Source organism: Janthinobacterium sp. GW821-FHT03C08 (genome assembly GCF_059420905.1).
This window is the reverse complement of the sequence record NZ_JBWKUP010000011.1, coordinates 73,260-98,408: the sequence shown is the minus strand read 5'-3', so window position 1 is coordinate 98,408 and position 25,149 is coordinate 73,260. Positions and strand designations below refer to the sequence as shown.

The window sequence follows — 25,149 nt, the reverse complement described above, 5'->3', positions numbered from 1 at the left end:
ACATGACCATGACTATCGCACACACACTGGGCGCCCTGGGCGTAATGGCCGGCGCCTTGCTGGCGGCGCAAGCGGCACAGGCGCAGGACAACACCTTCATCAACCCGGACTGGGCCAACAGCGCCTGGTACCTCGGCGCGGGCGTAGGCCAGTCGCGCGCCACCATCGACGAGCCGCGCCTGCGCGCCAGCCTGGCCGCCAATGGCGAGACCGTCACCGGTTTTGCCAAGGACCAGCGCGACACCGGCTATAAACTGTTTGTCGGCCGGCAACTGAACCAGTATGTCGCCGTGGAAGCGGGCTACTTTGACCTGGGCAAGTTCGACTTCCAGTCCACCACCAGCGGCAACGGCGTACTCAACGGGCAAGCGGGCTTTCGCGGCGTGAACCTGGACTTGCTGGGCCAGCTTCCGCTGTCGCAGCGTTTGTCACTGCTGGGCCGCGTCGGCATGCATTACACGAAGACCAGCACGGAGTTCAGCGGCAACCGCCTGCTGGGTTCGTCCAACATGCATGCGAGCGAGCGCAAGCTCAACGCCAAGCTGGGCCTGGGCCTGGAATACAAGTTCAGCGAAGCGCTGGCCCTGCGCGGCGAAGTGGAGCGCTATCGCGTGAACGATGCCGTCGGCAACCGCGGCGATGCGGACCTGTATTCCGTCAGCCTCGTGTATAAACTGGGCCGCCCGGCCAGCGCCACGCCGGCCTACCAGCCCGCGCCACCGGCGGCATTGCCGCCGATCAGCGAAAGCATGCCGGCGCCCGTCGCCGTGGCCGAACCGGCCCCGGCCCCCGTCTCGGAAAAAGTGTCGTTTGCCGCGGAGGCGCTGTTTGATTTCGATCAATCGACGCTCAAGCCGCAAGGCAAGGCGGCGCTGGACCAGCTGCTGGGCCAGTTGCACGGCATGGATGTGGAGGTGATCGTCACGGTGGGCCATACGGATGCCGTCGGTTCCGCTGCCTACAACCAGAAACTGTCCCTGCGCCGCGCCGAAGCCGTCAAGGCTTACCTGGTGGCGCAAGGCGTGGAGACGGGCCGCGTCTACACGGAAGGCAAGGGAGAAACGCAGCCCGTGGCCGACAACACGAGTGCCGCCGGCCGCGCCAAGAACCGCCGCGTGACGGTGGAAGTCGTGGGCACGAGAAAAGTCATGCGTTAAGTTTGACGCGCACAAAAAACCGGCTTACGCCGGTTTTTTTTCGTCTGCGGATTATGCTGCCGGAGCAGGCTTGCGGTGGTGCTTGCTCAGATGCCGGTCCAGGCTGTTGGCGAACTGCTGGCGGTCCGACTGGCTGAAGGCAGCCGGGCCACCCGTGTCCACGCCGCCGCTGCGCAATTCTTCCATGAAGGCGCGCATGGTCAGTTGCTGGGCGATATTATCCTTTGTGTAAAACTCGCCACGGGGATTCAGGGCATAGCCGCCCTTGGCCAGCACGTCGGCGGCCAGCGGGATGTCGCCCGTGATCACCAGGTCGCCCGGGTTGAGCAGGCGCACGATTTCCTGGTCGGCTACGTCGGCGCCGGACGGCACTTGCACGGTGCGGATGAAGCGCGACGGCGGCACGCGCAAGCCCTGGTTGGCCACCAGGGTGAGCGGCAACTCCAGGCGGTCGGCCACGCGGTACAAAATGTCCTTGATGACCACGGGACAGGCATCCGCGTCGATCCAGATCTGCATGCCCGGCATGCCCGGCCTTCCCTCGTCCGCCATCACAGTTCCCACGCTTCGCCGCCCGGGCCCATGCGCGGCGCGCTGACGCCGAAGTGCAGGTAGGCGGCCGGCGTGGCGACCCGGCCGCGGGGCGTGCGCTGCAAGAAACCTTGCTGTATCAGGTAAGGTTCCAGCACATCTTCGATGGTGTCGGCCGCTTCGCCGATGGCGGCCGCCAGGTTGCCGATGCCGACGGGGCCGCCGCCGAACTTGAACAGTACGGCTTCGAGCAATTTACGGTCCATCACGTCGAAACCGGCGGAATCGACGTCGAGCATGGCCAGGGCACGGTCGGCCACCACCTTGGTGATCTCGCCATTGCTTTTGACTTCCGCGAAATCGCGCACGCGGCGCAGCAGGCGGTTGGCGATGCGGGGCGTGCCGCGCGCGCGCTGGGCGATCTCAATCGCGCCTTCCGGGTCGATGGGCGCCTTCAGCAAGGCGGCGCTGCGCGTGACGATCTTCGTCAGTTCGCCCGTGTTGTAGAACTCCAGGCGGGCGACGATGCCGAAGCGGTCGCGCAGCGGGTTGGTCAGCATGCCGGCGCGCGTGGTGGCGCCCACTAATGTAAACGGCTGCAGGTCGAGTTTCACGGAGCGGGCGGCTGGGCCTTCGCCGATCATGATATCGATTTGATAATCCTCAAGTGCAGGATACAAAATCTCTTCCACGACGGGCGACAGGCGGTGGATTTCATCGATGAACAGGACGTCGTTCGCTTCCAGGTTCGTCAAAATCGCCGCCAGGTCGCCCGGGCGCTCCAGCACGGGGCCGGACGTCTGGCGCAGATTGACGCCCATTTCGCGGGCGATGATGTGCGCCAGGGTCGTCTTGCCCAGGCCCGGCGGGCCGAACAGCAAGGTGTGGTCGAGCGCTTCCTTGCGCTGGCGCGCGGCCGTGATGAAAATTTCCAGCTGGTCGCGGATCTTTTCCTGCCCTACGTACTCGTCGAGCTGCTTCGGGCGCAAGGCCCGTTCGATGGCCTCTTCATTGTGCGAGATGGGCGCCGCATCGATGATGCGCTGTTCCGTGAAGCTGTCGGTCTGGATGCTCATGCCCTATCAGCCTTTCGACAGCGCTTTCAGCGCCAGTTTGATGCCATCGGACACGCCGCTGCCGGCCGGCACGTTCTTGACGGCGGCCAGCGCTTCCTTGTCCGAATAGCCGAGCGCGACAAGCGCGTTCAAGATGTCCGACTGGGCATCGGGCGCCGCGTGCGCGCCCAGCGGACCGAGATCCGCACCGATCTTGCCCTTCAATTCCAGCAGCAGGCGTTCCGCCGTCTTCTTGCCGATGCCGGGCACTTTCACGAGGCGGCCGGAATCCTGCAAGGTAATGGCTTGGGCCAGGTCGGCAATCGTCATGCCCGAGAGAATCGACAGGGCCATGCGCGCGCCCACGCCCGTGATCTTGATCAACTGGCGGAACACGGCCCGCTCGGCCGCATTGCCGAAGCCAAACAGCAAATGCGCATCTTCGCGGATGGCCTGGTGCGTGAACAGCACGACTTTTTCGCCCACGTGGGGCAAGTTGTAAAAGGTGCTCATCGGCACGTCGACTTCATAGCCGACGCCCTGGCAATCGACCAGCAATTGTGGCGGATTTTTTTCGAGCAAAATACCGGAGAGACGGCCTATCATCGCGTGTTCCTAATGTTGTGTATCGTAGTTTTTATGGATTATGAGGGCCATGCAGCTATCCCACCAGGCGGCCGCGCTTCATACGCAAGCCCTGCAGCTGCGGTGCCAGCGCACCGAGCATGGCCAGCGCATCGATGCTGTTGGCGTGGCAAATGGCCACGCCCAGGGCATCGGCCGCATCCGTGCCGGGCAGGCCGGGCAGTGACAACAGCCGGGAAACCATCTCCTGCACCTGCTCCTTGGCCGCCTTGCCGTGGCCCGTGACGGCCTGTTTCACTTGCAGGGCCGTGTATTCGGCCACCGACAGGTCGGCGTGCACGAGCGCGCAAATGGCCGCGCCCCGTGCCTGGCCCAGCAGCAGGGTCGATTGGGGATTGACGTTGACAAACACTTTTTCGATGGCCGCGCAATCGGGCTGGTAAGTGCCGACGATTTCGCTCACGCCCTGCAGGATGATCTTCAGGCGCGGCGGCAATTCCCCTTCGGAACCCGTCTTGACGGTCCCCGACGCGATATAGCGCAGCTTGTTGCCGTGTTTTTCAATGACCCCAAAGCCCGTCGTGCGCAGGCCAGGATCGATGCCAAGAATAATCATCGCCAGATTCTATAATGAATACGGCAGGCACCGGTGAATAACCGGTGCCTGCCGTATTGTCACATTTAAGGAAGGTGGGATAAACCGTAGCGAGCGGCGATGCGGCGTGGCCGAGAAGCGCAACTGTGCTGGAGCACAGTGAGCATCGCAGGCCGCGCCCCGCGCCGCGCAGTAGGTTTAGACCGCCTTCTTAATGACGGAAGTGACGCGTTCCCGTGTACAGCATGACAACGCCGCGCTCGTCCGCCGCATCGATCACTTCCTGGTCGCGCATGGAGCCGCCCGGGTGGATGACGCAGGTCGCGCCCGCGTCGACGACGACGTCGAGGCCGTCGCGGAACGGGAAGAAGGCGTCCGACGCCACGACGGAACCCGTCAGCGACAGGCCCGCGTTCTGTGCCTTGATGGAAGCGATGCGGGCCGAATCGATGCGGCTCATCTGGCCTGCGCCCACGCCCAAGGTCATGTTATTGCCGCAGAAGACGATGGCGTTCGACTTGACGAATTTCGCCACTTTCCAGGCGAACATCAGGTCGGACAATTGCTGCGGCGTCGGCTGCAGCTTGCTGACCACGCGCAAGTCGCCGATGCCGACGTTTTTCGCGTCCGGCGATTGCACCAGCAGACCGCCGCCGACGCGCTTGAAGTCCATGGCGTTGACGCCATTGCCCAGCGGAATTTCCAGCATGCGCACGTTTTGCTTGCTCGACAGAATTTGTTTCGCTTCGGCGGAGAACGATGGAGCGATCAGCACTTCGACGAAGAGCTTGGCGATTTCGCCGGCGGTGGCGCCGTCCAGTTCGGTATTAAACGCGATGATGCCGCCGAATGCCGAGGTCGGGTCCGTCTGCAGGGCGCGCGCGTACGCTTCGGCCGCATTCTTGCCCAGGGCTACGCCGCATGGATTCGCATGCTTGACGATGACGCAGGCAGCGCTTTGCTCGAAGCCGCCCATGCTCTTCACGCATTCCCAGGCCGCATCGGCGTCGGCGATGTTGTTGTACGACAATTCCTTGCCTTGCAGCTGGCGGTAGTTGGCCAGTGCGCCATCGATGGTGACGAGGTCGCGGTAGAAGGCAGCGCTCTGGTGCGGGTTCTCGCCGTAGCGCATGTCCTGCACTTTTTCAAAGGCCACGTTGAGGATTTGCGGATAGGCGCCGCGCTCGGCGTGCACTTTCGTCGGGCCCAGGCTGGTCAGGTAGTTGGTGATGGCGCCATCGTATTGCGCCGTGTGCGCAAAGACTTTTTTAGCCAGCATGAACTTGGTGTCGTAGCTGACGTCGCCGGCCGTGCCGTCGGCCGAGCGCAATTCCGCCAGCACCGCATCGTAGTCGGTCGGGTCGCAGATGACGACCACGTCCTTGTGGTTCTTGGCCGCCGAACGCAGCATGGTCGGGCCGCCGATATCGATGTTTTCGATCGCGTCTTCCAGGGTGCAGTCGGCCTTGGCCACCGTGCCCTGGAACGGGTACAGGTTGACGACCACCATGTCGATGGTCGGCATGTCATGCTCGACCAGTTTCGACATGTGCTCAGGGAAATCGCGGCGCGCCAGGATACCGCCGTGCACTTTCGGGTGCAGGGTCTTCACACGGCCATCGAGCATCTCCGGGAAACCCGTGTAATCGGCAACTTCCGTGACGGGAACACCGTTGTCTGCCAGCAATTTGGCGGTGCCGCCCGTGGACAGGAGGTTGACGCCGAGGGCGGACAGGGCACGGGCGAAGTCGAGGACGCCGGTCTTGTCGGAAACGGAGAGGAGAGCTTGTTTGATCATGGCTGTGGCTAGGTGGTTAAGTGTTCTTGGCGAATGGCGCAGCGGTCAGCTTCAGGCTCAGCCCGCTGCGGCGGATTCAAATCTTGGCGTCACTTGCATGCCGGCATTACAGCAAACCGTGCTCCTGCAATTTCTTGCGCAGAGTATTGCGGTTGATGCCCAGCATCTGCGCGGCGTGCGACTGGTTGCCATCGGCGCGTGTCATCACGACTTCCAGGATGGGCTTTTCCACGGTCAGCACGACCATGTCATAGATATTCGATGCTTGCTGTTCGCCCAGGTCATTGAAGTAATCTTCTAGACTTTTCTGTACGACTTCCTGAATGCTTTCTTTGCTCATTTGTATGCTTCAACCGGCTGAACACCTGGCCATCCGGCGCCGCGCCGCTCCTGCGGTCCGCGTGCTGCCATCCTTCCTCGGTGTTGTAATTAATATTGCATGACGCTCTGTATAGGCGCTCGCCCTTGTACTGCTTTCAACTGTTTACGCAACGGATACAGGTGAAACGTTGCTTTCTGCTCATGCTGCCGTGGCCGTTTCTATCAGGCCACTTTCACTGGATTCGGAGAGGCGGTATTGTAACCGTTCGCCAAATTTCCATTGCGACTCAAAAAATTGATCCACGGCCAGCAATTGCGCCTCCGTCGACTCCAGCAAGTTCATTTGCTGGCGGAACGCTTCGCCGCCTTCCAGGTCCTTCACGTACCAGCCGATGTGCTTGCGCGCCGTGCGCACGCCGAGAAATTCCCCGTAAAACGCGTAATGGGCGCGCAAATGCTCGTCCATCAGAGTGCGCACTTCGTCCACGTAGGGCGCCGGCAACAAGGTACCGGTGCGCAGGAAATGGTCGATTTCGCGGCAAATCCACGGCCGGCCCTGCGCCGCGCGGCCGATCATGACGGCATCGGCACCCGTTTGATCGAGCACAAAGCGGGCCTTCTCCGGGCTGGTAATGTCGCCGTTGGCCACCACGGGGATGCCCACCGATGCTTTCACGGCGGCAATCGTTTCATATTCGGCATCGCCCTTGTAGCCATCGGCGCGCGTGCGGCCGTGCAGGGTCAGCATCTGGATGCCGGCCTCCTCGGCGATGCGGGCGATTTTCAGGGCATTCTTGTTTTCGCGGTTCCAGCCCGTGCGAAATTTCAGGGTGACGGGCACGTCGACGGCATTGACGACGGCGTGCAGGATCTTTTCGACCAGGCTTTCGTTTTGCAACAGGGCAGAACCGCACCAGCTGTTGCACACCTTTTTGACGGGGCAGCCCATGTTGATGTCGATGATCTGCGCGCCCCGGTCCACGTTGAATTTGGCGCAGTCGGCCAGGTCCTGCGGGTCGGCGCCGGCGATCTGCACGGCTTTCGGCTCCATTTCGCCTGCGTGGTCCGTGCGGCGCGAACTTTTTTCCGTCGCCCACAGGCGCGGATTCGACGCCGCCATCTCCGACACGGCGTAACCGGCACCCAGTTGCTTGCACAACTGGCGGAAAGGCCGGTCCGTCACGCCCGCCATGGGAGCGACGAAAACGTTGTTGCGCAGAATGTAAGGGCCGATTTGCACTGAAGAACCTGGAATGGACGGAGGAACCTGCTATTTTAACCGATTCCCTGCCTAATTAATAAGCACTATTTTTCCACCTCAGTGCGTCAGAGCGGGCGATGCGCTTGTGCAGCACAGCAAAACAGGCCGCTGGCGGGCCGGGCCGACGACTCGCCAGGCCCTTAGCCCAGCTCGTCCATCGCGGGCGCGCTCAAATGCTCGACATTTCCCCAGTGCACCAAATGCAGCTTGCCATCCGCGTAAGAAAAACGGTTCACGCTGGCATTTTTCACCTGGAAGTCGCGTGGACTGTCTAGCGTCATGCCGACCGCCTCGCGGTAGGCGCACTCGAGCACGCCGCCGTGGGCCACTATGGCAATCGTCTGGCCGTCATGGCGTTCGGCCCAGCGGGCGATGGCGCCGTTCGCGCGCGCATAGAACTGGCGGAAGCTCTCCGCCTGGCGTTCGCCCGACGGCATCACGGCGTCGATCTGGCGCGATTGCCATTGCGCGTATTCATGCGGATAACGCGCCGCGATGTCCGCGTACAACAAGCCTTCGAAGGCGCCATAGCAGCGCTCGCGCAGCAAGGAGTCCGTCTGCACGGGCAAATGTTTTACGTCGGCCACGGCCTGTGCCGTCTGCTGCGCGCGCTGCAAGTCGCTGGCGATGATGGCGGCCAGCGGCTCGTCCGCCAGCGCCTGCCCCAGCGCGGTCGCCTGCGCCAGGCCCGCCGCGTTCAGGGCGATGTCGATATGGCCCTGCAGGCGACGGTCCGCATTCCAGGCCGTTTCGCCATGGCGTATCAATAGTATGTTTGTGCTCATGTTTTCAAGGTAAGTGCCAGCCCGGGATTGAGCGAGTAGGCAACGACGAGCTGGGCTTCGTCGAGGATGTGGCCATAGATGGCGGCATGGGCTTGCTGCCCCGTGAAGCGCGCCGGCAAGTCCAGGCGCGGCACTTCGAGCGCGTACAGGCGGAAGATGTAATGGTGGATACGCTCGTCGTTCCACGGCGGGCACGGGCCGTCGTAGCCGTAATAGTCGCCGGCCATGTCCGGGTCGGCGGCAAACCAGCCCGTATAGTCATTCAAACCTTGCCGCAGCCCGTTACCAGTAGCGGCCGCCTTGCCGCGCGGCGTGATGCCGCTGGAAAATTCCCCGGCGGCAATGGCACGCAAGGTGGGCGGCAAGTCGAGCAAGCTCCAGTGATAAAAATCGCCGCGCGGCGCCGCCAGCGGCAAGACCTGGCCTTCAACATTGACCAGGCTGGCGTCCTGCGGCGCATCGGGATCGATGCAGAACAGCACCAGCGACTCGGTGCCGTTGGGCACCTCGTCCCAGGCCAGATGGGGATTGCGGTTGCCGGCGAGGCGCACGCGGCTGGCCGGATCGATCTCGGCAAAGGCATACTCGGCCGGCATCAGGCCGCCATCACGAAACGTCTCGCTCCACAATTTCATCGCTTGCTCCCCCTTTAGTTATTGTTTTGCACTTATTTAGCGTTCACTTGCAGCCAGAAGGTGACGGGCCCGTCATTCGTCAGCGACACTTGCATGTCGGCACCGAACTGCCCCGTTTGCACGGTCGCATGGCGGCTGCGCGCCTGTTCCACGAAGTGCGAAAACAGGCGCAAGCCGTCCTGCGGCGCGGCCGCCGGCGTAAACGACGGGCGCGTGCCGGACTTGGTGTCGGCCGCCAGTGTAAACTGCGGCACCAGCAGCAAGCCACCGGCCACGTCCGTCACGCTGCGGTTCATCTTGCCGGCATCATCGGCGAACACGCGGTAGCCCAGCAGCTTTGTCAGCAGGGCATCCGCTTCCTTCTCCGTATCGCCCCGCTCGGCGCACACGAGCACCATCAGGCCGGCATCGATGGCGCCGACGGTGGCGCCGCCGACGTCGACCTTCGCCTGGGTAACGCGCTGCAGCAGCGCGATCATGCCGTCAAGGTGACGCGCGCGAAACTGCGCTTGCCAACTTGCAACACGAATTCGCCAGCCGCCACTTGCAGGCCCTTGTCGCTGATGACGGTGCCGTCGATGCGCACGCCGCCCTGGTCGATCTTGCGCATGGCTTCCGAGGTGGATGGGCACAGGCCCGCCTGTTTCAGCAATTGCGGGATACCCAGCGGCGCGCCGGCCAGGGTCACTGCCGGGATATCGTCGGGAATGCCTCCCTTCGAGCGGTTGACGAAATCGGCCAGCGCCTCTTCCGCCGCCTGCTGCGAGTGGAAGCGGGCGACGATTTCTTGCGCCAGCGCAACCTTTGCATCGCGCGGATTGCGGCCTTCCTCGACTTCGCGCTTGAGCTGCGCCAGTTCGGCGATCGAGCGCCACGACAGCAGCTCGTAGTAGCGCCACATCATGACGTCGGAAATGCTCATCAGCTTGGCGAACATGGTGTTGCCCGGTTCCGTGATGCCGATGTAGTTATTCTTCGACTTGGACATTTTTTCCACGCCGTCCAAACCTTCCAGCAGCGGCATGGTCAAAATACACTGCTGCTCCTGTCCGTACTGCTTTTGCAGTTCGCGGCCCACCAGCAGGTTGAACTTCTGGTCCGTGCCGCCCAGTTCCAGGTCCGATTTCAGGGCCACCGAGTCGTAGCCCTGCATCAGCGGGTACAGGAATTCATGCACGGAAATCGGAATGCCGCCCTGGAAGCGCTTGGTGAAGTCGTCGCGCTCGATCATGCGCGCCACGGTGTAGTGGGAAGCGAGCTGGATGATGCCGCGCGCGCCCAGCGGATCGCACCACTCGGAGTTATAGCGGATTTCCGTCTTGCTGGCGTCCAGCACTAAAGATGCTTGCGCGAAATACGTCATCGCGTTAATCTCGATCTGTTCTTTCGTCAGCGGCGGGCGCGTGACGTTGCGGCCCGAAGGGTCGCCGATCATGGAAGTGAAGTCGCCGATGAGGAAAATGACTTGATGGCCCAGGTTTTGCAACTGGCGCATCTTGTTCAGGACGACAGTGTGGCCCAGATGCAAGTCGGGTGCGGTCGGGTCCAGGCCCAGTTTGATGCGCAGTGGAACACCGGTTTTCTCGGAGCGGGCTAATTTTTGCGCAAATTCGCTTTCGATCAAGAGTTCGTCGACGCCACGCTTGGTAATCGCGAGGGCTTCTTGTACTCTGTCCGACAGCGGCAGCGCGGTCTGAGCGGCGTTAGCCTTTGTAGGCGATGCAGTGGTGTTGATTTCCATAAAATTTGACTGTAGATCTCAAAATGGTAGTAGGTTTGCGGAGTTTGTTATAATGCTCGATCCCATCAATCTTGCCGTATGAGCGAACCAAAATAACAATAACAAAAAGCACTAGTTCAGGTCACGTTCAAGGGCAAATTTTAACTGATTGCATGAACCCTATACATAAAATCACAGGCTCACGCTTGTACACACAGCTGGCGACGACGCGCAAGGCACGCATTATTGGCGTGTCGGCAGTGCTGCTTGCCGTGGCCGCCTTCGGCGCGGTCGCTGTGTCGCCCATGGCGCCCGACGCGTCCGACCTGCCGGTCAAGTCGATCGCCCAGAACCTGGAAATGCCGGATATCGCCTCGCAAATCTCCGCGATGGAGCAGGTAGACCAGAATTTCACCCACGAAGAAAAAGTCCGCGCCGGCGATACCCTCGCCACCCTGCTGACCCGTCTCGGCGTGGATGATGCGGCGGCCGCCAATTTCATCAAGACGGACAAGATTGCGCGCGGCGTGATGTTGCTGAAATCGGGCAAGCGCGTACAGGCGCAAACGTCCGAAACCGGCGAACTGAACTGGATGCGCGCCACTCTCGTCGACGGCACCGACAAATCGGTCAAGAACATCCTGATCACCCGCAAGGGCGACAAGTTCGTGGCCACGGAAGTGGCAGCCCAGCTGGAACGCCGCGTTGAAATGCACGCGCGCAAGATCACCTCCACCCTGTTCGCCGCCACCGACTCCAGCCTGGACGGCACCCGCCTGCCAGACTCGATTTCCGCGCAAATCGTGGAAATGTTCTCCACCAATATCGACTTCCGCTCCGACCTGAAACGCGGCGACTCGTTCAATGTTGTCTATGAAACATTCTGGCAAGACGGCGAATTTGTCCGAGCGGGCCGCATCCTGGCCGGTGAATTCACCAACCGCGGCACGACCTACCAGTCCGTTTGGTTCGAAGACCCAGCCAGCAAGCAAGGCGGCGGTTACTACAGTTTCGACGGCAAGTCCCTCAAAAAAGCCTTCCTGAAATCCCCCCTCGAATTCTCCCGCATCTCGTCAGGCTTCTCCATGCGCGTGCACCCGATTTCCGGCAACTGGAAAGCGCACAAGGGCATCGATTTCGCCGCAGCAACGGGCACGCCCATCCGCGCTTCGGGCGACGGCGTGGTCGATTCCGTCGGCATGCAAAACGGTTATGGCAATGTTGTTGTCCTGAAACACTGGGCCAACTACAGCACGGCCTATGCCCACATGAGCCGCTTCGCTTCCGGCCTGAAAAAAGGCCAGAAAGTCAGCCAGGGCGATGTGATCGGCTACGTCGGCACCACCGGCTGGTCCACGGGCGCCCACTTGCACTATGAATTCCGCGTCGGCGGCGTGGCACAGGACCCAAGCAAGCTGAACGTCCAGGCACAGGCGCCGCTGACGGCTGCCGAACTGACCCGCTTCCGCCTCGTGTCGGCCGACATGATGCACCGCTTCACCCTGCTGCGTCCGAACGACACGGCCCTGGCGTCGCGCTAAGCAACACTGCCTTCGGGCAACAATCAAAGGCACCGCCCATGCAGATGGCCGGTGCCTTTGTTTTATGTGCACGAGAAAATACGGCACAATGCATCCATTACTTACGCACGCGAGGAAATACCCATGCTGTATATCGGTTTGATGTCGGGCACCAGCCTGGACGGCGTCGACGGCGCACTGGTCGACTTTGCCGACGACGGCAGCGTGCGCAGCCTGGGCGACGCCTATATTCCCTTTCCCGCCAGCCTGCGCGCCGACCTGATGGCGCTGCAAAGTGCCGGGCAGAATGAAATCGAACGCGAAGCACTGGCCGCCAATGCACTCGTGCGCCATTACGCGGACTGCGTCGCCATGCTGCTGAGCAACGCGGGCATCGGTGCCGATGCCATCGCCGCCATCGGTGCGCATGGCCAGACCATCCGCCACCGCCCCGAACTGGGCTTTACGCGCCAGCTGAACAACCCGGCTCTGCTGGCCGAACTGACGGGTATCGACGTCATTGCCGACCTGCGCAGCCGCGACGTGGCGGCCGGCGGCCAGGGCGCGCCGCTGGTGCCCGCCTTTCACCAGGCCATTTTCAATGCGCCGGGCCACACGCGCGTGCTGGCCAACATCGGCGGCATCAGCAACATCAGCGTGCTGCACGCGGACGGCACGGTGACGGGCTATGACACGGGCCCCGGCAACGCACTGATGGATGGCTGGGTGCTGCGGCACCTGGGCCAGCCCTACGACGCCGACGGCGCCTGGGCCGCCACGGGCCAGGTCATCCCTGCCCTGCTGGCGGACTTGCTCCATGACCCATATTTTGACTTGCCGGCGCCGAAAAGCACAGGCCGCGACCTCTTTCACGCCGACTGGCTGCAAGACAAGCTGGCGAATCACCGTGGCGCCCAGCCCGCCGACGTGCAGGCAACCTTGACGCAATTGACGGCGTCCAGCCTGGCGCAGGCCATCGCGCGCGACGGGGCGCAGGCGGAAAACGTGTATGTGTGCGGCGGCGGCGCGCAGAACGCCAGCCTGATGGCGGCGCTGGCGCGGGAATTGCCGGGCATGGCGGTGGCATCGACGGACGCCTTGGGCGTGGCGCCCAGCCAGGTGGAAGCGCTGGCGTTCGCCTGGCTGGCCTGGCGTTTCACCCAGCGCAAGCCGGGCAACTTGCCGGCCGTGACGGGCGCGCGGGGATTACGGGTGCTGGGGGCGCTGTATCCGCGTTGAGCAGATGTAGAAACACAAATAGCGGATCATCGATCCGCTATTTGTATAGCTGCGCCTGTAAACCGGTGCACCTGAAAGACGTTCAGGGCAAGGCGCATTGCCGAAGACAGTACGAATAGTACGGCGAGGCAATACAACGCCGCCATGGACGTTGTCTCAGGTGTGCTTGCTTATACCGAGAACGACGAACCGCAACCGCAGGTCGAGGTCGCGGTCGGATTCTTGATCACGAACTGCGCGCCTTCCAGGTCATCCTTGTAGTCGATTTCCGCGCCGACCAGGTACTGGTAGCTCATGGAATCGATCAACAGCTGAACGCCGTTCTTGACCATGGTGGTGTCATCTTCATTGACGATTTCGTCGAAGGTGAAGCCATACTGGAAACCCGAGCAGCCGCCACCTTGCACGAAGACGCGCAATTTCAGGTCGGGATTGCCTTCTTCTTCGATCAGCTGCGCGACTTTCTCGGCGGCGCTATCGGTAAAGATAATGGGTGAAGGGATCACATCTTGCATTTCAGCGACGGCATTCATATCGGACACTCCTACTAGAAAACATTAACTCATTATAGACTGTTGGCGCAACTCGCGCTCTGCCAGCCCTCGGCGCCAGCAGCCACTGTTGTTCTTGATCACATTTCAGACACGGCCAGGTGCAGCACGGGGTCGGCGCTTTCATGGCGGCTGAGCTTACCCTGCACCAATGCGCCGCTGTGCATTTCCAGCACCTTGTAGTAGACCTCTCCTACAATGCGGGCTTTTGGCTGGATTTCAAGCATTTCGGACACGTACACGGGACCGTTGATCTCGCCGCTGACGACCAGGCTGGAGCAGCGCACCTCGCCATCGATGCGCCCCGCCTCGCCCAGCACCACGTAGGTGGGGTCGCCGGCTTCGCCCGTGACGTTGCCGCGCACATGGCCATCGATGCGCAGGCCGCCGCAAAACAGCAAGTCGCCCTCGATCCGCGTCGAGGCGCCGATCAGGGTATCGATGGGGTTTTTCGCGTTGCGCTCGAACATGAACGTCATCCTATGGGGGTACGTGGCAGTCCAATTTAGCACAGGTCCGGCAAAAACGCGCTGGACCCGCGCAAGCACTCGTGCCTATTTTTAAGGCATCACGGCGATATGTTGCAAACCGGCCGTTTCTTTCAAGCCAAACATCAAGTTCATGCACTGCACGGCCTGGCCCGATGCGCCCTTGACCAGGTTATCCTGCACCACCAGCACGATGACGGTATTGCCGCCTTCAGGACGGTGCAGGGCCAGGCGCAGCATGTTCGAGCCGCGCGTGGAGCGGGTTTCCGGATGCGAGCCGAATGGCATCACGTCGACGAAAGGCTCGTCCTTGTATTGCGCTTCGAACAAGGCTTGCAGCTCTTCATTGCTGACGTCCTTATTCAGCTGCGCGTACAGGGTCGAATGCATGCCGCGGATCATCGGCACCAAATGGGGCGTGAAGGTCAGCGCCACCTTGTCGTCCGTGAAACGCTGCAACTGCGCCGTCGTTTCCGGCAGGTGGCGGTGGCCGGCCACGCCGTAAGCCTTGAAGCTGTCGCTGCTCTCCGAGAACAGGATGCCGATTTCCGCCTTGCGGCCGGCGCCGGACACGCCCGACTTGCAGTCGGCGATCAGGCCGCCCGCATTCACCAGACCCGCCTTAAGCAGCGGGTAAAAGCCCAGCTGCATGGTGGTCGGGTAGCAGCCGGGGTTGGCGATCAGCGTGGCTTGCTTGATGTCTTCGCGGTTCAGTTCCGGCAAGCCGTACACGGCCTGTTCGATCAGTTCAGGGGCCGTGTGGGGAATCTTGTACCACTGCTCGAACTTGGCCTGGTCTTTCAGGCGGAAGTCGGCGGCCAGGTCGATGACTTTCACGCCGGCGGCCAGCAAGGCCGGGGCTTGCGCCATTGCCACACCGTGGGGCGTGGCAAAGAAGACGACGTCGCACTGCTCCAGCTTGGCTTTCTCCGGCGAGGAAAACGCCAGACTCACGTGGCCGCGCAGGGAAGGATACATGTCAGCAACGGGCAAGCCATCTTCCTTGCGCGAAGTAATCGCCGTCAACTCGACATCCGGATGGGTTGCCAGCAAACGCAGCAATTCCACGCCCGTGTATCCAGTGCCGCCGACGATGCCAACTTTGATCATGTTCTTTCCTTGTGTATAGACTGCATAGAGATGGAGGGGAGACGCCCCCCATGGGATTTCCGCGTATTTTACAGCGCAACGGCACATCCCGCTGAAATGCAAAAAAGCCGCGGGACCGGAGTCCAGCGGCTTTTCGCACAGCACCGGGAAGGTGCTGCAGCGTAAAAATTAACGCTTCGAGAATTGCTTTGCGCGACGTGCTTTGCGCAGACCAACTTTTTTACGCTCGACTTCACGTGCATCGCGGGTCACGAAGCCGGCTTTTGCCAGTTCCGGTTTCAGCGCTGCATCGTAGTCGATCAGAGCGCGGGTGATGCCGTGACGAACTGCACCAGCCTGGCCCGACTCACCGCCGCCATGGACGTTGACTTTGATGTCGAAACGCTCGACATTGCCGGTCAGTTCCAGTGGTTGACGGATGACCATCAGACCCGTTTCGCGCGAAAAGTATTCGTTTGCTGGTTTGCCGTTAACAACGATCAAGCCTGTGCCAACTTTGATAAAAACCCGAGCCACTGCACTTTTGCGACGGCCGGTTCCATAATTGTAATTACCGATCATGTCAGTTCCTTAGAGAACAAGTGCTTTAGGTTGCTGAGCAGCGTGCGGATGGGAACCTTCCGCGTACACTTTCAGCTTCTTGATCATTGCGTAGCCGAGTGGGCCTTTAGGCAGCATGCCCTTGACCGCTTTCTCAAGCGCGCGACCTGGAAAACGCTGTTGCATTTTCTGGAAGTTGGTTTCGTAGATGCCGCCTGGATAGCCAGAGTGACGGTAGTAAATTTTCTCAGTAGCTTTGGTACCGGTCACACGCAGTTTGCCTGCGTTGATGACGACGATGAAGTCGCCGGTATCGACGTGAGGAGTAAATTCTGGTTTGTGTTTGCCGCGCAGTCGGAGTGCCACTTCGCTGGCAACACGTCCGAGGACTTTGTCCGTCGCGTCAACCACGAACCAATCGCGCTGGACTTCATGTCCTTTAGCGGAAAATGTTTTCATGTTGACTTCCTAATAGATTACACGCTCAAATGGTGGTTCCGACTATATTGCTGTACGGACTCTGCCTTATTTACTTTTCCTGAGCGAACGGAAAGCCGACAAGTATAAGCGGCTTTGCCCTGCCGCGTCAAGCCGCAATGCAGGCCGGCTGCGGCCCGGCGGCCGGCACATGGACAGGCATTCCTCTATTACAATACAAAACGCTTACAATTTTCGGAGAGTACGATGGAATGCAAAGTCAGCTGGAATGGCCCGTCGGGCATGAGTTTTCGGGCAGAAACGGGTTCCGGCCACCTGGTGACCATGGATGGCGCGCCCGACGGCGGCGGCCATAACCTGGCGCCGCGCCCCATGGAAATGGTCTTGCTGGGCACGGGCGGCTGCACCGCCTATGACGTGGTGCTGATCCTGAAACGGGGGCGCGAAGCCGTCAGTGGCTGCGAAGTGACCCTGAAGGCCGACCGCGCCGAGACCGATCCGAAAGTGTTCACCAAGATCCACTTCCACTTCACCGTGCGGGGCAAGTCTTTGAAACCGACGGCCGTGGAACGGGCCGTGGCCTTGTCGCATGACAAATACTGCTCAGCATCGATCATGCTGGCGAAAACCGCGGAGATCACGCATTCCTTCGAGATCATCGAGGAAAGTGCCTGACCAAACCTGCTGCGCGTCGGTATAGGCGGCCTGCGATGCTCACCGTTCTCCAGCACGGTTGCGCTTCTCGACCACCTCTCCCTTCCGCTCGCTACGGTTTTGCCAGGCGTTTCACGTCTCAGGCATGCATAAAAAAGGCGCTCTTCGGAGCGCCTTTGTTTTAAATATAATACGCCGTCTTGGTCATGACTTTCCCCATCAGCCCCATCAGCGCCTTGACGGGCGCCGGGGTATCGATGGCGCCCAGTCGCTGGGCGGCGGCGCCGTGTTCCACTTCATCGATGGCCATCTGCTTGACGATGGCGCGCGATTTCGCATCCTGCGGGGGCAATTCCTGCAGGTGGCTGGCCAGGTGCGCTTCCACCTGGCGTTCCGTTTCCACGACAAAACCCAGGCTGCGGCCGTCGCCCATGCGCGCGGCAATCGTGCCCAGCGCAAAGGACCCCGCATACCACAGGGGATTGAGCAGGCTCAGACGCGAGCCCAGCTCCGTCAGGCGCTGCGCCGTCCAGGCCAGGTGGTCTTCCTCTTCGCGGCCCGCTTCGTCGAACTGGGCGCGGATGGCGGCGCTGTGCGCATAGCGGGCCTGCGAGTTGTACAGGGCTTGCGCGCAGACTTCGCCGACATGGTTGACGCGCATCAAGCCGGCGCTGTGGCGCTGCTCGGCCGGGCTCAATGCCGCATCGGGCGCGTGCGCGGCCGGCGAAGGGCGCGAGGCGGACGCCACGCCCGCGATGACGCGCAAGGCCTTGTCGGCGCCGACAATCAAACGATCCAGGGGGTCAAAGTAAGGCTTCGCGCTCATCGTGGCTATTCATGTAAGGGAAAACATGAATTATAGGACCATCACGGCCAGGCGTCCCCATGCAGCGCGCAGGGCAAACGGGGCTTTATTGACCTGTGCGCGCTTTTTCCTGCTCGATCCAGTCCACCACGGGGCCGACGGCGTCGAGGCCGGACAGGCTTTTCGCCACGCCCAGGTTCAGTGAAATCAGGAAGGAAATGCTGTCGACGGGAATGTCCGGGCAGTGCCGGGCAAACGCGGCGAGGAAGCGTTCCGACTGCAGGACGCGCAAGACTTTCTCGCCGCTCATGAATTGCAGCACGCTGGCAATGCTGTGCCCGCCACCTAGCGAGTGGTAGATGAAACGGTTGTACTGCGCGTCGATCTGCTTGAAATCGAGGGTTTCCTCCGTCATCAGTCCCGCCAGGTAGTACAGGCCCAGGCTGACGCGGAAGAAACCGATGGCTTCGGCGCTGGTCATGCCGGCGCGCGCCACGGCCAGTACCTTGTCCTGCATCGCCTGATCGATCGTTTGCATTGCCCTCTCCCGCGCCGTCCGCTGGCGCCCACCGGGCCAGCTTGCATGAAGATGCTGTTTTTTTCAATAGATCAAACGATATTTCCATCTTGCAAGTTACATTTTTTACATGCTACTCTAGCTCCTCCCTGTCGAATGGATGATGCACATGATTGAGGTCAAGCACCTGGCAAAACGTTTCCGCATGCCGCCCCACAAGGGCAAGGCCGTGCACATCAGCGATCCACGCGAACACGACGGCTGGTTCCATGCCGTGCGCGACGTCAGTTTCAGCTGCGCCCCCGGCGAAGTGCTGGGCTTGCTGGGGCCGAATGGCGCCGGCAAGACCACCACCCTGCGCCTGCTGTCGACGGCCTTGCAGGCCGATGCGGGTAGCGCCCTCGTCAATGGCGTCGACGTGCTGCAGCAGCCGCTGGTGGCGCGCCAGAGCATCGGCTTCCTGTCCGGCTCGACGGGCCTGTATGGCCGCCTGACGGCGCGCGAGAACGTGGAATACTTTGGCCGCCTGCACGGCATGCCGGCCGACAAGCTGAAACGCCGCTGCGACGAGCTGTTTTCCCTGCTGCAGATGGAGGAATACGGCGGCAAGCGGGCCGATCAGTTGTCGACGGGCATGAAACAAAAGTGTGCCATCGCCCGCACCGTCGTGCACGAGCCGCAGGTGGTGATCCTCGACGAGCCGACCACGGGCCTGGACGTGATGTCGGCCAAGATCCTGCTCGACTTCATCGCCAGCTACAAGGCGCTGCGCGTGCCGCTGATCTTCTCCACGCACCACCTGCACGAGGTGGAAAAGCTGTGCGACCGGGTCTGCATCATCAACCGCGGCACCACCGCCTTCAACGGCACCATCGACGCGCTGCGCCATCTGGGCGGCAGCGCGGACTTGTACGACGCCTTCGTCAGCGTCATCAACCAGGGAGCGTGATGCCATGTGGACCATTTATCTGAAAGAGTTGCTGGAGCTCACGCGCGACCGCAAGACGCTGATCTTCACCATCCTCATCCCCATCTTTGCCATGCCGCTGATCTTTGGCGGCTTCGCTTATGTTTCCAGCAATATGTTCAAGAACGCCAAGACGGCGGAAATGCGCTATGCCCTGTTCGGCAAGGACCATTCGCCGGGCTTGAGCGCGCGTTTTGCGCAGCAGCACAACCTGCGCGAAGTGCCGCTGGCCAGCGAGGCGGAAATCCGCCGCGCCATCGGCGACGACACCATCAAGTTCGCCGTGGTCATCCCGCCGCATTTTGAAGATACGTTGAAGCAACAAGAACAGGCCAAGGTCACGCTGCACTACAACAGCGCCAGCTCCGTGGACGTGACGCACCAGCGCGTGCGCGAGATCGTCGACGCCTACAACGCGGGGCTGCGCGAAGGCGCCCTCTCGACCCTGAACCTGAGTCCCGCCCAGCTGGCCTTTGCCCTCAATCCCATCGTGCTCGACAAGAAATCGACGGCCAACGAGCGCGAGCAGATGGGCGCTATCATCGGCGGCATGGTGCCCTACCTGCTGCTGATGGTGTGCCTGACGGCGGCCATGTACCCGGCCATCGACCTGGGCGCGGGCGAAAAGGAGCGGGGCACGCTGGAAACCCTGTTGCTGGCCCCGGTGCCGCGCAGCGCCATCGTGCTGGCCAAGTTCCTCGTGCTGTTTACCGTCGGCATGACGTCCGCCGTGCTGATGGTGGGCAGCATGGGCATCCTGCTGGCCATCTTCGGCAGTTCGCTGGAAGGCCACATGGCCATCCTGGTGCACAGCATCGGCTTGCCGGACCTGGCCATGGTCACCTTGATGCTGGTGCCCACGGCCGCCATCTTCGCCTCGCTGCTGCTCTCCATCTCGATCTATGCGAAAAGCTACAAGGAAGCGGCCGGCATGATCACGCCGCTGATGCTGTTCGTCATCCTGCCCACGGTGACGGCCATGCTGCCTGGCGTCGAGCTGAACTGGATCTGGGCCATGGTGCCGCTGACCAACGTGTCGCTGGCCATGAAGGAACTGGTGAAAGGCACCATGGATTACCGCATGTTCGGCGTGATCCTTGCCTCGACCACCGTCATCGCCGGCGCCCTGCTGATGCTGTGCCGCTGGTGGTTTAACCGGGAGTCAGTACTGTTCCGTAACTAATGCGCAGGCGGCGCGCCAGCGGGGCAATCTGCTCCCCGCCGCCGGCGCGCCGCCCACCCCGTCCAACTGCACTCTGGGCACGCGAAAATGCCGTGCATCGCATGCAACTGCCCAGTACGTCTTAAATTCAATACAATGCCAGCATAGAGAAGTCCCGCAGCGCGGGGCTGCAACAGCATGAGCAAGGAGTTGTATGGAATTGCAGATCCGCAAATTGTCGAAGACCTACGCGAATGGCGTGGTGGCGCTGGACAACGTTTCGCTGACGATCCCGCCAGGCATGTTTGGCCTGCTGGGGCCGAACGGCGCCGGCAAGTCGACCCTGATGCGTACCCTGGCCACCCTGCAGGAATGCGATTCCGGCTCGGTCTTCTTCGGCGACTATGACGTGCTCGACGACAAGGACGAGGTGCGCCGCCTGCTGGGCTACCTGCCGCAGGACTTCGGCCTGTACCCGAAGGTGACGGCCTACGAGCTGCTGGACCACTTCGCCATGTTAAAAGGGCTGTCGCAGCGGGCGCGCCGGCGTGAAGTGGTCGACGGTCTGTTGCAGCAAACCAATCTGTTCGACGTGCGCCACCAGCGCCTGGGCGGCTTTTCCGGCGGCATGCGCCAGCGCTTCGGCATCGCCCAGGCCCTGCTGGGCGACCCCAAGCTGATCATCGTCGACGAACCGACGGCCGGCCTCGACCCGCAGGAGCGCGTGCGCTTCCACAATTTGCTGTCCGACATCGGCGAAGACAAGACGGTGATCCTGTCGACCCACATCGTCTCCGACGTGGCCGACCTGTGCGCCAACATGGCCATCATCAACAAGGGCCATTTGCTGCTGTGCGGCAAAACCCAGGAACTGATCGACGAAGTCAGCTGCAAGATCTGGGCGCGCTTCGTCGACAAGAAGGAGCTGGCCAGCTTCCAGCAGCGCCACGCCGTCATTTCCACGCGCCTGCTGTCGGGCCGCACCCTGATCCACGTCTACAGCGACGACGACCCGGGCGACGGCTTCGAGGAAGCCATCGGCGACCTGGAAGACCTGTATTTCGCCACCATTGCGGGGCGCCACCGCGTCGCCCCGCAGTGCGACTGAGGAGGCAGCCATGTTTGCCATCGCCCGCTTCGAAGCGCGGCAGCGGCTCAAGCTGCTGTCCACCTGGGTGTATTTCGCCATGTTCCTGGCCCTGGCCATGCTGTGGATGGCGGCCGCCGGCGGCGTCTTCAAGGAAGCGAGCATCAGTTTCGGCGGCAAGTTCCTGATCAACGCCCCCCGTTCGCTGGCCTTCACGTGCAGCGTGCTGGGCTGCTTCGGCGCCGTGGTGGTGGCCGCCATGATGGGCCGCTCGGTGCAGCAGGATTTCGAGTACGGCATGCAGCATTTCTTCTTCAGCGCGCCGATCAAGAAATACCAGTATGTCTTCGGCCGCTTCCTCGGCGCCTGGCTGGTGCTGGCCGTGGTGTTTTCCAGCATCGTGATCGGCGCCTGGCTGGGCGCCTGGCTGCCCGGCATCGACCCGGAACGGCTGGGGCCGCAACGGGCGCTGGCCTACCTGATGCCCTACGTGTTTACCCTGCTGCCGAACCTGTTCATCTTCGGCGCCATCTTCTTCGTCATCGCGGCCCTGACGCGGCGCATGCTGCCCGTGTACATCAGCTCGGTAGTCATGCTGATCGGCTACCTGGTGGCGCCCTCGCTGGCGCGCGACCTGGACTACAAGACCCTGGCTGCCCTGATCGACCCCTTCGGCACCACGGCGCTGATACGCCTGACGGAATACTGGCCAAATGCGGAGCGCAACACGCGCCTGGTCACGCTGGAAGGCGTGTACCTGCTGAACCGCGCCATCTGGTCCGGCTTCGCCCTCGTGGCCTTGCTGCTGGGCTACTGGCGCTTCCAGTTCCACGCAACGACGGACGCGGGCGCCGCCAAGCGCCGCAGCGACGGCGACGCGCCCCTGCGCCTGTCGCACGCCTCCCTGGACACGCAGGAAGCGCCGGACTTTGCGCAGCGCAGCCTGGCCGCCCTGCTCCTCAAGATGAGCTGGCTGAACCTGCGCGAAACCATCAAGAACATCTATTTTGTCGTCATCGTGCTGGCCGGCGTGCTGACCATGTATGCAGGCGCGCTGGACATGGGTTCCATCTACGGCACGAATACCTATCCCGTCACGGAAAAGGTGCTGGAGATGGTCAGCTCCTCGTTCGCCCTGTTCATGCTGGTCATCACCACCTTCTATGCGGGCGAACTGGTGTGGCGCGAACGGGAAGCGGGCACCAGTCTGATGCTCGACGCCCTGCCCGTGCCGAACTGGCTGCCCCTGCTGTCGAAACTGTGTGCGCTGGTGGGACTGCAAGCCGTGCTGAGCGTGGTCATCATGCTGTGCGGCATGTCGATCCAGGTCTTCAAGGGCTATTACCGCCTCGACCCCGGCCTGTATGTGGAATCGCTGTTCCTGTCGCACCTGCCCTACTACGCACTGATCGCCGTGCTGGCCATCTTCCTGCAGGTCGTGATCAATCACAAGTACCTGGCATATTTCGCCATGATCCTCTACCACATCGCCAGCCTCAGCTTTGCCTCGCTGGGCCTGGGCGACCCGCTGCTGCTGTACGCCAGCACGCCGGACGTCGTGTATTCGGCCATGAACGGCGCCGGCCACTTTGTGTTGCGCGAGCGCTGGTACTTGCTGTACTGGAGTGGCGCGGCCGTCATGCTGACGGTGCTGGCGCTGCTGTTCTGGCCCCGCGGCGCGCAGGATAGCTGGCGCATCCGCCTGCGCCTGGCGCGCCATGGCCTGACGCAGGGCGTGCTGGCCAGCTTTGCCATCGGCGCCCTGATCTTCACGGGCGCCGGCGCCGTGCTGTTCTACACCTTCCACGTAGCCAACGATTACAAGTCCGAATTTGCCCGCGACGCGGACCGGGCCAGCTTCGAGCGCCAGTACCGCAAGTTTGCCGCCACGCCGCAGCCGCGCATCACCGACGTGAAACTCGACGTGGCCATCTATCCGGGGCAGCGCAGCCTGGCCGTGAAGGGCCGCTTCGAGCTGCAGAACAAGACCAGCTTGCCCATCAGCCACATTTTTGTGCAGCAAGATCCCACGGCCACCATGCGCCTGCGCTTCGATGCGCGCGTGCATCCCGGCCTCGATGACAGCAAGCTGGGCTTTTACAGCTACCGTCTGGCCGCGCCGCTGGCGCCGGGCGCCACCCTGGGCCTCGATTTCGACATTTCCTATGCACCGCGCGGCATCTTCGGCCTGGGCCAGGACACGCCCGTCGTGGCCAACGGCACTTTCTTCACGAATGCCGTGCTGCCGCACATCGGCTACCAGCCCCAGCTGGAACTGACGGACCCGCGCGACCGCAAGAAACACGGCTTGCCGCCCCGCGCGCGCGCCCTGCCGCGCGACGATGCGCGGGGGCTGGCCGACAATTACGTCAGCAACGACGCCGACCGCATCCGTTTCGACGCCACCGTCAGCACCGTCGACGGCCAGACGGCCATCGCGCCGGGCATGCTGGACAACGACTGGATCGCCAATGGCCGCCATTATTTCCATTACACGATGGACCAGCCCATCCTGAACTTTTACTCGTTCCAGTCGGCCCGCTACGCCGTCAGGCACGAGCGCTGGCAAGACGTGGCCATCGACGTGTATTACCACCCGGGCCATGAGTTCAACCTGGACCGCTTCGTGCGTGGCAGCAAGGAAGCGCTCGAGTACTACACGAAGAACTTCGGCCCCTACCAGCACAAGATCCTGCGCATCGTCGAATTCCCCCGCTACGCCATGTATGCGCAGTCGTTCCCGAATACCATTCCGTATTCGGAAGGACTGGGCTTCATCGCCAGGGTCGACGACCGCAACCCGAAGGACCTCGATTATCCGTTCTACATCACGGCGCATGAAGTGGCGCACCAGTGGTGGGCGCATCAGCTGGTGGGCGGCAACACGCGGGGCGCCACCGTGCTCAGCGAAACGCTGGCCGAGTACTCGGCCCTGATGGTGATGAAGAAAAACGTGGGACCGTCCAGGATGCGCCGCTTCCTGCACTATGACCTGAATCAATACCTGATGGGGCGCAGCGAGGAACGCCGGCAGGAACTGCCGCTGGCCGACAATGAAAACCAGGACTACATCCACTACCACAAGGGCAGCCTGGCCATGTACTTGCTGCAGGACATCATCGGCGAGGACAAGGTCAACGGCGTGCTGCGCGAGCTGCTCAAGACCTATGGCCAGCAAGGCCCGCCCTATGCCAGCGTGACGGCTCTGATAAGCGGCCTGCGCCAGGTCACGCCGCCCGAACAGGCTTACCTGATCGACGACCTGTTCGAAAAAATCGTGCTGTTCGACAACCGCGCCCTGTCGGCTGCGGCGACGAAACGCAGCGATGGCAAATATGTCGTCACCGTGAAGGTACAGGCCAGCAAATTGACGGCAGGGGCGCAGGGCGAAGAGCAGGAAGCGCCGCTGCACGACCTGATCGAGATCGGCGTCGACGATGCGAATGGCCATCCGCTGCTGCGCGAACGCCAGCGCATGACGGCGCGCGAAGCGAGCTATACCGTCATCGTCGGCAGCCGGCCCGGCAAGGCGGGCATCGATCCTGACAACAAATTGATCGACCGCAAGCCGGACGACAATATGATCACCGTCGAGATCGACGAACCGTGACGAAAAATGGCCGCCTGT

At 62.0% G+C, this 25,149-nt stretch carries 26 protein-coding genes; 8 read left to right on the top strand and 18 right to left on the bottom strand.

The window, feature by feature from the left end; genetic code table 11:
* Positions 1-8 precede the first annotated feature (8 nt).
* Positions 9-1,157, top strand: coding sequence for an OmpA family protein (locus AC07VL_RS17205; protein ID WP_494806908.1), 1,149 nt, complete (start codon positions 9-11; stop codon positions 1,155-1,157).
* 51 nt (positions 1,158-1,208) lie between these two features.
* Here AC07VL_RS17205 and AC07VL_RS17200 read toward each other — a convergent pair whose 3' ends face one another.
* From AC07VL_RS17200 to tyrS, 11 genes are all read right to left on the bottom strand, one after another.
* Entirely contained in the window at positions 1,209-1,676 is a 468-nt protein-coding gene (locus AC07VL_RS17200; RefSeq protein WP_494807047.1) for a YaiI/YqxD family protein, read from the bottom strand.
* 32 nt (positions 1,677-1,708) lie between these two features.
* Positions 1,709-2,764, bottom strand: a complete 1,056-nt coding sequence (ruvB, locus tag AC07VL_RS17195; protein ID WP_046683444.1) for a Holliday junction branch migration DNA helicase RuvB — start codon at positions 2,762-2,764, stop codon at positions 1,709-1,711.
* Between the two features lie 6 nt (positions 2,765-2,770).
* On the bottom strand, positions 2,771-3,349 hold the full coding sequence (gene ruvA, locus AC07VL_RS17190; RefSeq protein ID WP_034784779.1) for a Holliday junction branch migration protein RuvA: 579 nt from the start codon (positions 3,347-3,349) through the stop codon (positions 2,771-2,773).
* A 55-nt stretch (positions 3,350-3,404) separates the two neighbouring features.
* Positions 3,405-3,944 carry a crossover junction endodeoxyribonuclease RuvC gene (ruvC, locus tag AC07VL_RS17185; protein ID WP_436478412.1) on the bottom strand — a complete coding sequence of 180 codons (540 nt, stop codon included), beginning with the start codon at positions 3,942-3,944 and terminating at the stop codon, positions 3,405-3,407.
* Positions 3,945-4,134: 190 nt separating this feature from the next.
* On the bottom strand, positions 4,135-5,721 hold the full coding sequence (purH, locus tag AC07VL_RS17180) for a bifunctional phosphoribosylaminoimidazolecarboxamide formyltransferase/IMP cyclohydrolase (RefSeq protein ID WP_494806907.1): 1,587 nt from the start codon (positions 5,719-5,721) through the stop codon (positions 4,135-4,137).
* Positions 5,722-5,827: 106 nt separating this feature from the next.
* On the bottom strand, positions 5,828-6,061 hold the full coding sequence (locus AC07VL_RS17175; protein WP_008445162.1) for a helix-turn-helix domain-containing protein: 234 nt from the start codon (positions 6,059-6,061) through the stop codon (positions 5,828-5,830).
* A 180-nt stretch (positions 6,062-6,241) separates the two neighbouring features.
* Entirely contained in the window at positions 6,242-7,282 is a 1,041-nt protein-coding gene (gene dusB / locus AC07VL_RS17170; RefSeq protein ID WP_494806906.1) for a tRNA dihydrouridine synthase DusB, read from the bottom strand.
* A 161-nt stretch (positions 7,283-7,443) separates the two neighbouring features.
* Positions 7,444-8,088 (bottom strand): histidine phosphatase family protein, encoded by a 645-nt coding sequence (locus tag AC07VL_RS17165; RefSeq protein ID WP_494806905.1) that lies wholly within the window; start codon positions 8,086-8,088, stop codon positions 7,444-7,446.
* A complete protein-coding gene (locus tag AC07VL_RS17160; RefSeq protein WP_494806904.1) occupies positions 8,085-8,723 on the bottom strand; it encodes a YbhB/YbcL family Raf kinase inhibitor-like protein in 639 nt (212 codons plus the stop codon). Before AC07VL_RS17160 ends, AC07VL_RS17165 begins: the two co-directional genes overlap by 4 nt.
* Before the next feature lie 32 nt (positions 8,724-8,755).
* A complete protein-coding gene (gene dtd, locus AC07VL_RS17155; RefSeq protein WP_152253548.1) occupies positions 8,756-9,202 on the bottom strand; it encodes a D-aminoacyl-tRNA deacylase in 447 nt (148 codons plus the stop codon).
* Complete coding sequence (gene tyrS / locus AC07VL_RS17150; protein WP_494806903.1) at positions 9,199-10,464, bottom strand: tyrosine--tRNA ligase; 1,266 nt, start codon at positions 10,462-10,464, stop codon at positions 9,199-9,201. The genes dtd and tyrS overlap by 4 nt, the downstream gene beginning before the upstream one ends.
* A 152-nt stretch (positions 10,465-10,616) precedes the next feature.
* On the opposite strand from tyrS, the gene AC07VL_RS17145 reads away from it, so the two are divergent.
* Both AC07VL_RS17145 and AC07VL_RS17140 read left to right on the top strand, forming a co-directional pair.
* Complete coding sequence (locus tag AC07VL_RS17145) at positions 10,617-11,984, top strand: M23 family metallopeptidase (protein ID WP_494806902.1); 1,368 nt, start codon at positions 10,617-10,619, stop codon at positions 11,982-11,984.
* A 123-nt stretch (positions 11,985-12,107) separates the two neighbouring features.
* Entirely contained in the window at positions 12,108-13,202 is a 1,095-nt protein-coding gene (locus tag AC07VL_RS17140; RefSeq protein WP_494806901.1) for an anhydro-N-acetylmuramic acid kinase, read from the top strand.
* A 170-nt stretch (positions 13,203-13,372) separates the two neighbouring features.
* Here AC07VL_RS17140 and erpA read toward each other — a convergent pair whose 3' ends face one another.
* The 5 genes from erpA to rplM all read right to left on the bottom strand — a co-directional run bounded on the left by erpA (position 13,373) and on the right by rplM (position 16,350).
* Entirely contained in the window at positions 13,373-13,735 is a 363-nt protein-coding gene (gene erpA, locus AC07VL_RS17135; RefSeq protein ID WP_029496047.1) for an iron-sulfur cluster insertion protein ErpA, read from the bottom strand.
* Between the two features lie 98 nt (positions 13,736-13,833).
* Positions 13,834-14,223, bottom strand: a complete 390-nt coding sequence (locus tag AC07VL_RS17130; RefSeq protein ID WP_290607119.1) for a bactofilin family protein — start codon at positions 14,221-14,223, stop codon at positions 13,834-13,836.
* Positions 14,224-14,313: 90 nt separating this feature from the next.
* The gene (gene argC / locus AC07VL_RS17125) at positions 14,314-15,351 is read right to left on the bottom strand and encodes an N-acetyl-gamma-glutamyl-phosphate reductase (protein WP_494806900.1); all 1,038 of its coding nucleotides are present in this window, start codon (positions 15,349-15,351) and stop codon (positions 14,314-14,316) included.
* Between the two features lie 168 nt (positions 15,352-15,519).
* Positions 15,520-15,912 (bottom strand): 30S ribosomal protein S9, encoded by a 393-nt coding sequence (gene rpsI, locus AC07VL_RS17120; protein ID WP_010393285.1) that lies wholly within the window; start codon positions 15,910-15,912, stop codon positions 15,520-15,522.
* Positions 15,913-15,921: 9 nt separating this feature from the next.
* A complete protein-coding gene (gene rplM / locus AC07VL_RS17115) occupies positions 15,922-16,350 on the bottom strand; it encodes a 50S ribosomal protein L13 (RefSeq protein ID WP_010393282.1) in 429 nt (142 codons plus the stop codon).
* Between the two features lie 225 nt (positions 16,351-16,575).
* On the opposite strand from rplM, the gene AC07VL_RS17110 reads away from it, so the two are divergent.
* On the top strand, positions 16,576-17,004 hold the full coding sequence (locus AC07VL_RS17110; RefSeq protein ID WP_494806899.1) for an OsmC family protein: 429 nt from the start codon (positions 16,576-16,578) through the stop codon (positions 17,002-17,004).
* Between the two features lie 160 nt (positions 17,005-17,164).
* On the opposite strand, the gene coq7 is transcribed toward AC07VL_RS17110, so the two are convergent.
* Positions 17,165-17,809 carry a 2-polyprenyl-3-methyl-6-methoxy-1,4-benzoquinone monooxygenase gene (gene coq7 / locus AC07VL_RS17105; RefSeq protein WP_494806898.1) on the bottom strand — a complete coding sequence of 215 codons (645 nt, stop codon included), beginning with the start codon at positions 17,807-17,809 and terminating at the stop codon, positions 17,165-17,167.
* 85 nt (positions 17,810-17,894) lie between these two features.
* Complete coding sequence (locus tag AC07VL_RS17100) at positions 17,895-18,326, bottom strand: hypothetical protein (protein WP_494806897.1); 432 nt, start codon at positions 18,324-18,326, stop codon at positions 17,895-17,897.
* Positions 18,327-18,474: 148 nt separating this feature from the next.
* Between AC07VL_RS17100 and AC07VL_RS17095 the strand changes: the two genes are divergently transcribed.
* The 4 genes from AC07VL_RS17095 to AC07VL_RS17080 all read left to right on the top strand — a co-directional run bounded on the left by AC07VL_RS17095 (position 18,475) and on the right by AC07VL_RS17080 (position 25,131).
* Positions 18,475-19,254, top strand: coding sequence for an ATP-binding cassette domain-containing protein (locus AC07VL_RS17095; protein WP_290607129.1), 780 nt, complete (start codon positions 18,475-18,477; stop codon positions 19,252-19,254).
* 4 nt (positions 19,255-19,258) lie between these two features.
* Positions 19,259-20,455: an ABC transporter permease gene (locus AC07VL_RS17090; RefSeq protein WP_494806896.1), complete on the top strand. Its 1,197-nt coding sequence runs from the start codon at positions 19,259-19,261 to the stop codon at positions 20,453-20,455.
* 193 nt (positions 20,456-20,648) lie between these two features.
* Positions 20,649-21,542, top strand: coding sequence for an ABC transporter ATP-binding protein (locus AC07VL_RS17085; protein ID WP_494806895.1), 894 nt, complete (start codon positions 20,649-20,651; stop codon positions 21,540-21,542).
* A gap of 10 nt (positions 21,543-21,552) precedes the next feature.
* Positions 21,553-25,131 (top strand): ABC transporter permease/M1 family aminopeptidase, encoded by a 3,579-nt coding sequence (locus AC07VL_RS17080; RefSeq protein WP_494806894.1) that lies wholly within the window; start codon positions 21,553-21,555, stop codon positions 25,129-25,131.
* The last annotated feature ends 18 nt before the right edge of the window (positions 25,132-25,149 follow it).

Excerpts from the sequence above, each read along its gene's own strand:
- rplM (WP_010393282.1), bottom strand. The coding sequence starts at position 16,350 with ATGAAAACATTTTCCGCTAAAGGACATGAAGTCCAGCGCGATTGGTTC.
- argC (WP_494806900.1), bottom strand. The coding sequence starts at position 15,351 with ATGATCAAAGTTGGCATCGTCGGCGGCACTGGATACACGGGCGTGGAA.
- AC07VL_RS17080 (WP_494806894.1), top strand. The coding sequence starts at position 21,553 with ATGTTTGCCATCGCCCGCTTCGAAGCGCGGCAGCGGCTCAAGCTGCTG.
- AC07VL_RS17160 (WP_494806904.1), bottom strand. The coding sequence starts at position 8,723 with ATGAAATTGTGGAGCGAGACGTTTCGTGATGGCGGCCTGATGCCGGCC.
- AC07VL_RS17205 (WP_494806908.1), top strand. The coding sequence starts at position 9 with ATGACTATCGCACACACACTGGGCGCCCTGGGCGTAATGGCCGGCGCC.
- AC07VL_RS17090 (WP_494806896.1), top strand. The coding sequence starts at position 19,259 with ATGTGGACCATTTATCTGAAAGAGTTGCTGGAGCTCACGCGCGACCGC.
- AC07VL_RS17110 (WP_494806899.1), top strand. The coding sequence starts at position 16,576 with ATGGAATGCAAAGTCAGCTGGAATGGCCCGTCGGGCATGAGTTTTCGG.
- AC07VL_RS17095 (WP_290607129.1), top strand. The coding sequence starts at position 18,475 with ATGATTGAGGTCAAGCACCTGGCAAAACGTTTCCGCATGCCGCCCCAC.
- coq7 (WP_494806898.1), bottom strand. The coding sequence starts at position 17,809 with ATGAGCGCGAAGCCTTACTTTGACCCCCTGGATCGTTTGATTGTCGGC.
- AC07VL_RS17140 (WP_494806901.1), top strand. The coding sequence starts at position 12,108 with ATGCTGTATATCGGTTTGATGTCGGGCACCAGCCTGGACGGCGTCGAC.
- ruvC (WP_436478412.1), bottom strand. The coding sequence starts at position 3,944 with ATGATTATTCTTGGCATCGATCCTGGCCTGCGCACGACGGGCTTTGGG.
- AC07VL_RS17175 (WP_008445162.1), bottom strand. The coding sequence starts at position 6,061 with ATGAGCAAAGAAAGCATTCAGGAAGTCGTACAGAAAAGTCTAGAAGAT.
- dtd (WP_152253548.1), bottom strand. The coding sequence starts at position 9,202 with ATGATCGCGCTGCTGCAGCGCGTTACCCAGGCGAAGGTCGACGTCGGC.
- AC07VL_RS17085 (WP_494806895.1), top strand. The coding sequence starts at position 20,649 with ATGGAATTGCAGATCCGCAAATTGTCGAAGACCTACGCGAATGGCGTG.
- rpsI (WP_010393285.1), bottom strand. The coding sequence starts at position 15,912 with ATGATCGGTAATTACAATTATGGAACCGGCCGTCGCAAAAGTGCAGTG.
- AC07VL_RS17100 (WP_494806897.1), bottom strand. The coding sequence starts at position 18,326 with ATGCAAACGATCGATCAGGCGATGCAGGACAAGGTACTGGCCGTGGCG.
- AC07VL_RS17200 (WP_494807047.1), bottom strand. The coding sequence starts at position 1,676 with ATGCAGATCTGGATCGACGCGGATGCCTGTCCCGTGGTCATCAAGGAC.
- ruvA (WP_034784779.1), bottom strand. The coding sequence starts at position 3,349 with ATGATAGGCCGTCTCTCCGGTATTTTGCTCGAAAAAAATCCGCCACAA.
- purH (WP_494806907.1), bottom strand. The coding sequence starts at position 5,721 with ATGATCAAACAAGCTCTCCTCTCCGTTTCCGACAAGACCGGCGTCCTC.
- AC07VL_RS17130 (WP_290607119.1), bottom strand. The coding sequence starts at position 14,223 with ATGTTCGAGCGCAACGCGAAAAACCCCATCGATACCCTGATCGGCGCC.
- erpA (WP_029496047.1), bottom strand. The coding sequence starts at position 13,735 with ATGAATGCCGTCGCTGAAATGCAAGATGTGATCCCTTCACCCATTATC.
- ruvB (WP_046683444.1), bottom strand. The coding sequence starts at position 2,764 with ATGAGCATCCAGACCGACAGCTTCACGGAACAGCGCATCATCGATGCG.
- tyrS (WP_494806903.1), bottom strand. The coding sequence starts at position 10,464 with ATGGAAATCAACACCACTGCATCGCCTACAAAGGCTAACGCCGCTCAG.
- AC07VL_RS17165 (WP_494806905.1), bottom strand. The coding sequence starts at position 8,088 with ATGAGCACAAACATACTATTGATACGCCATGGCGAAACGGCCTGGAAT.
- AC07VL_RS17145 (WP_494806902.1), top strand. The coding sequence starts at position 10,617 with ATGAACCCTATACATAAAATCACAGGCTCACGCTTGTACACACAGCTG.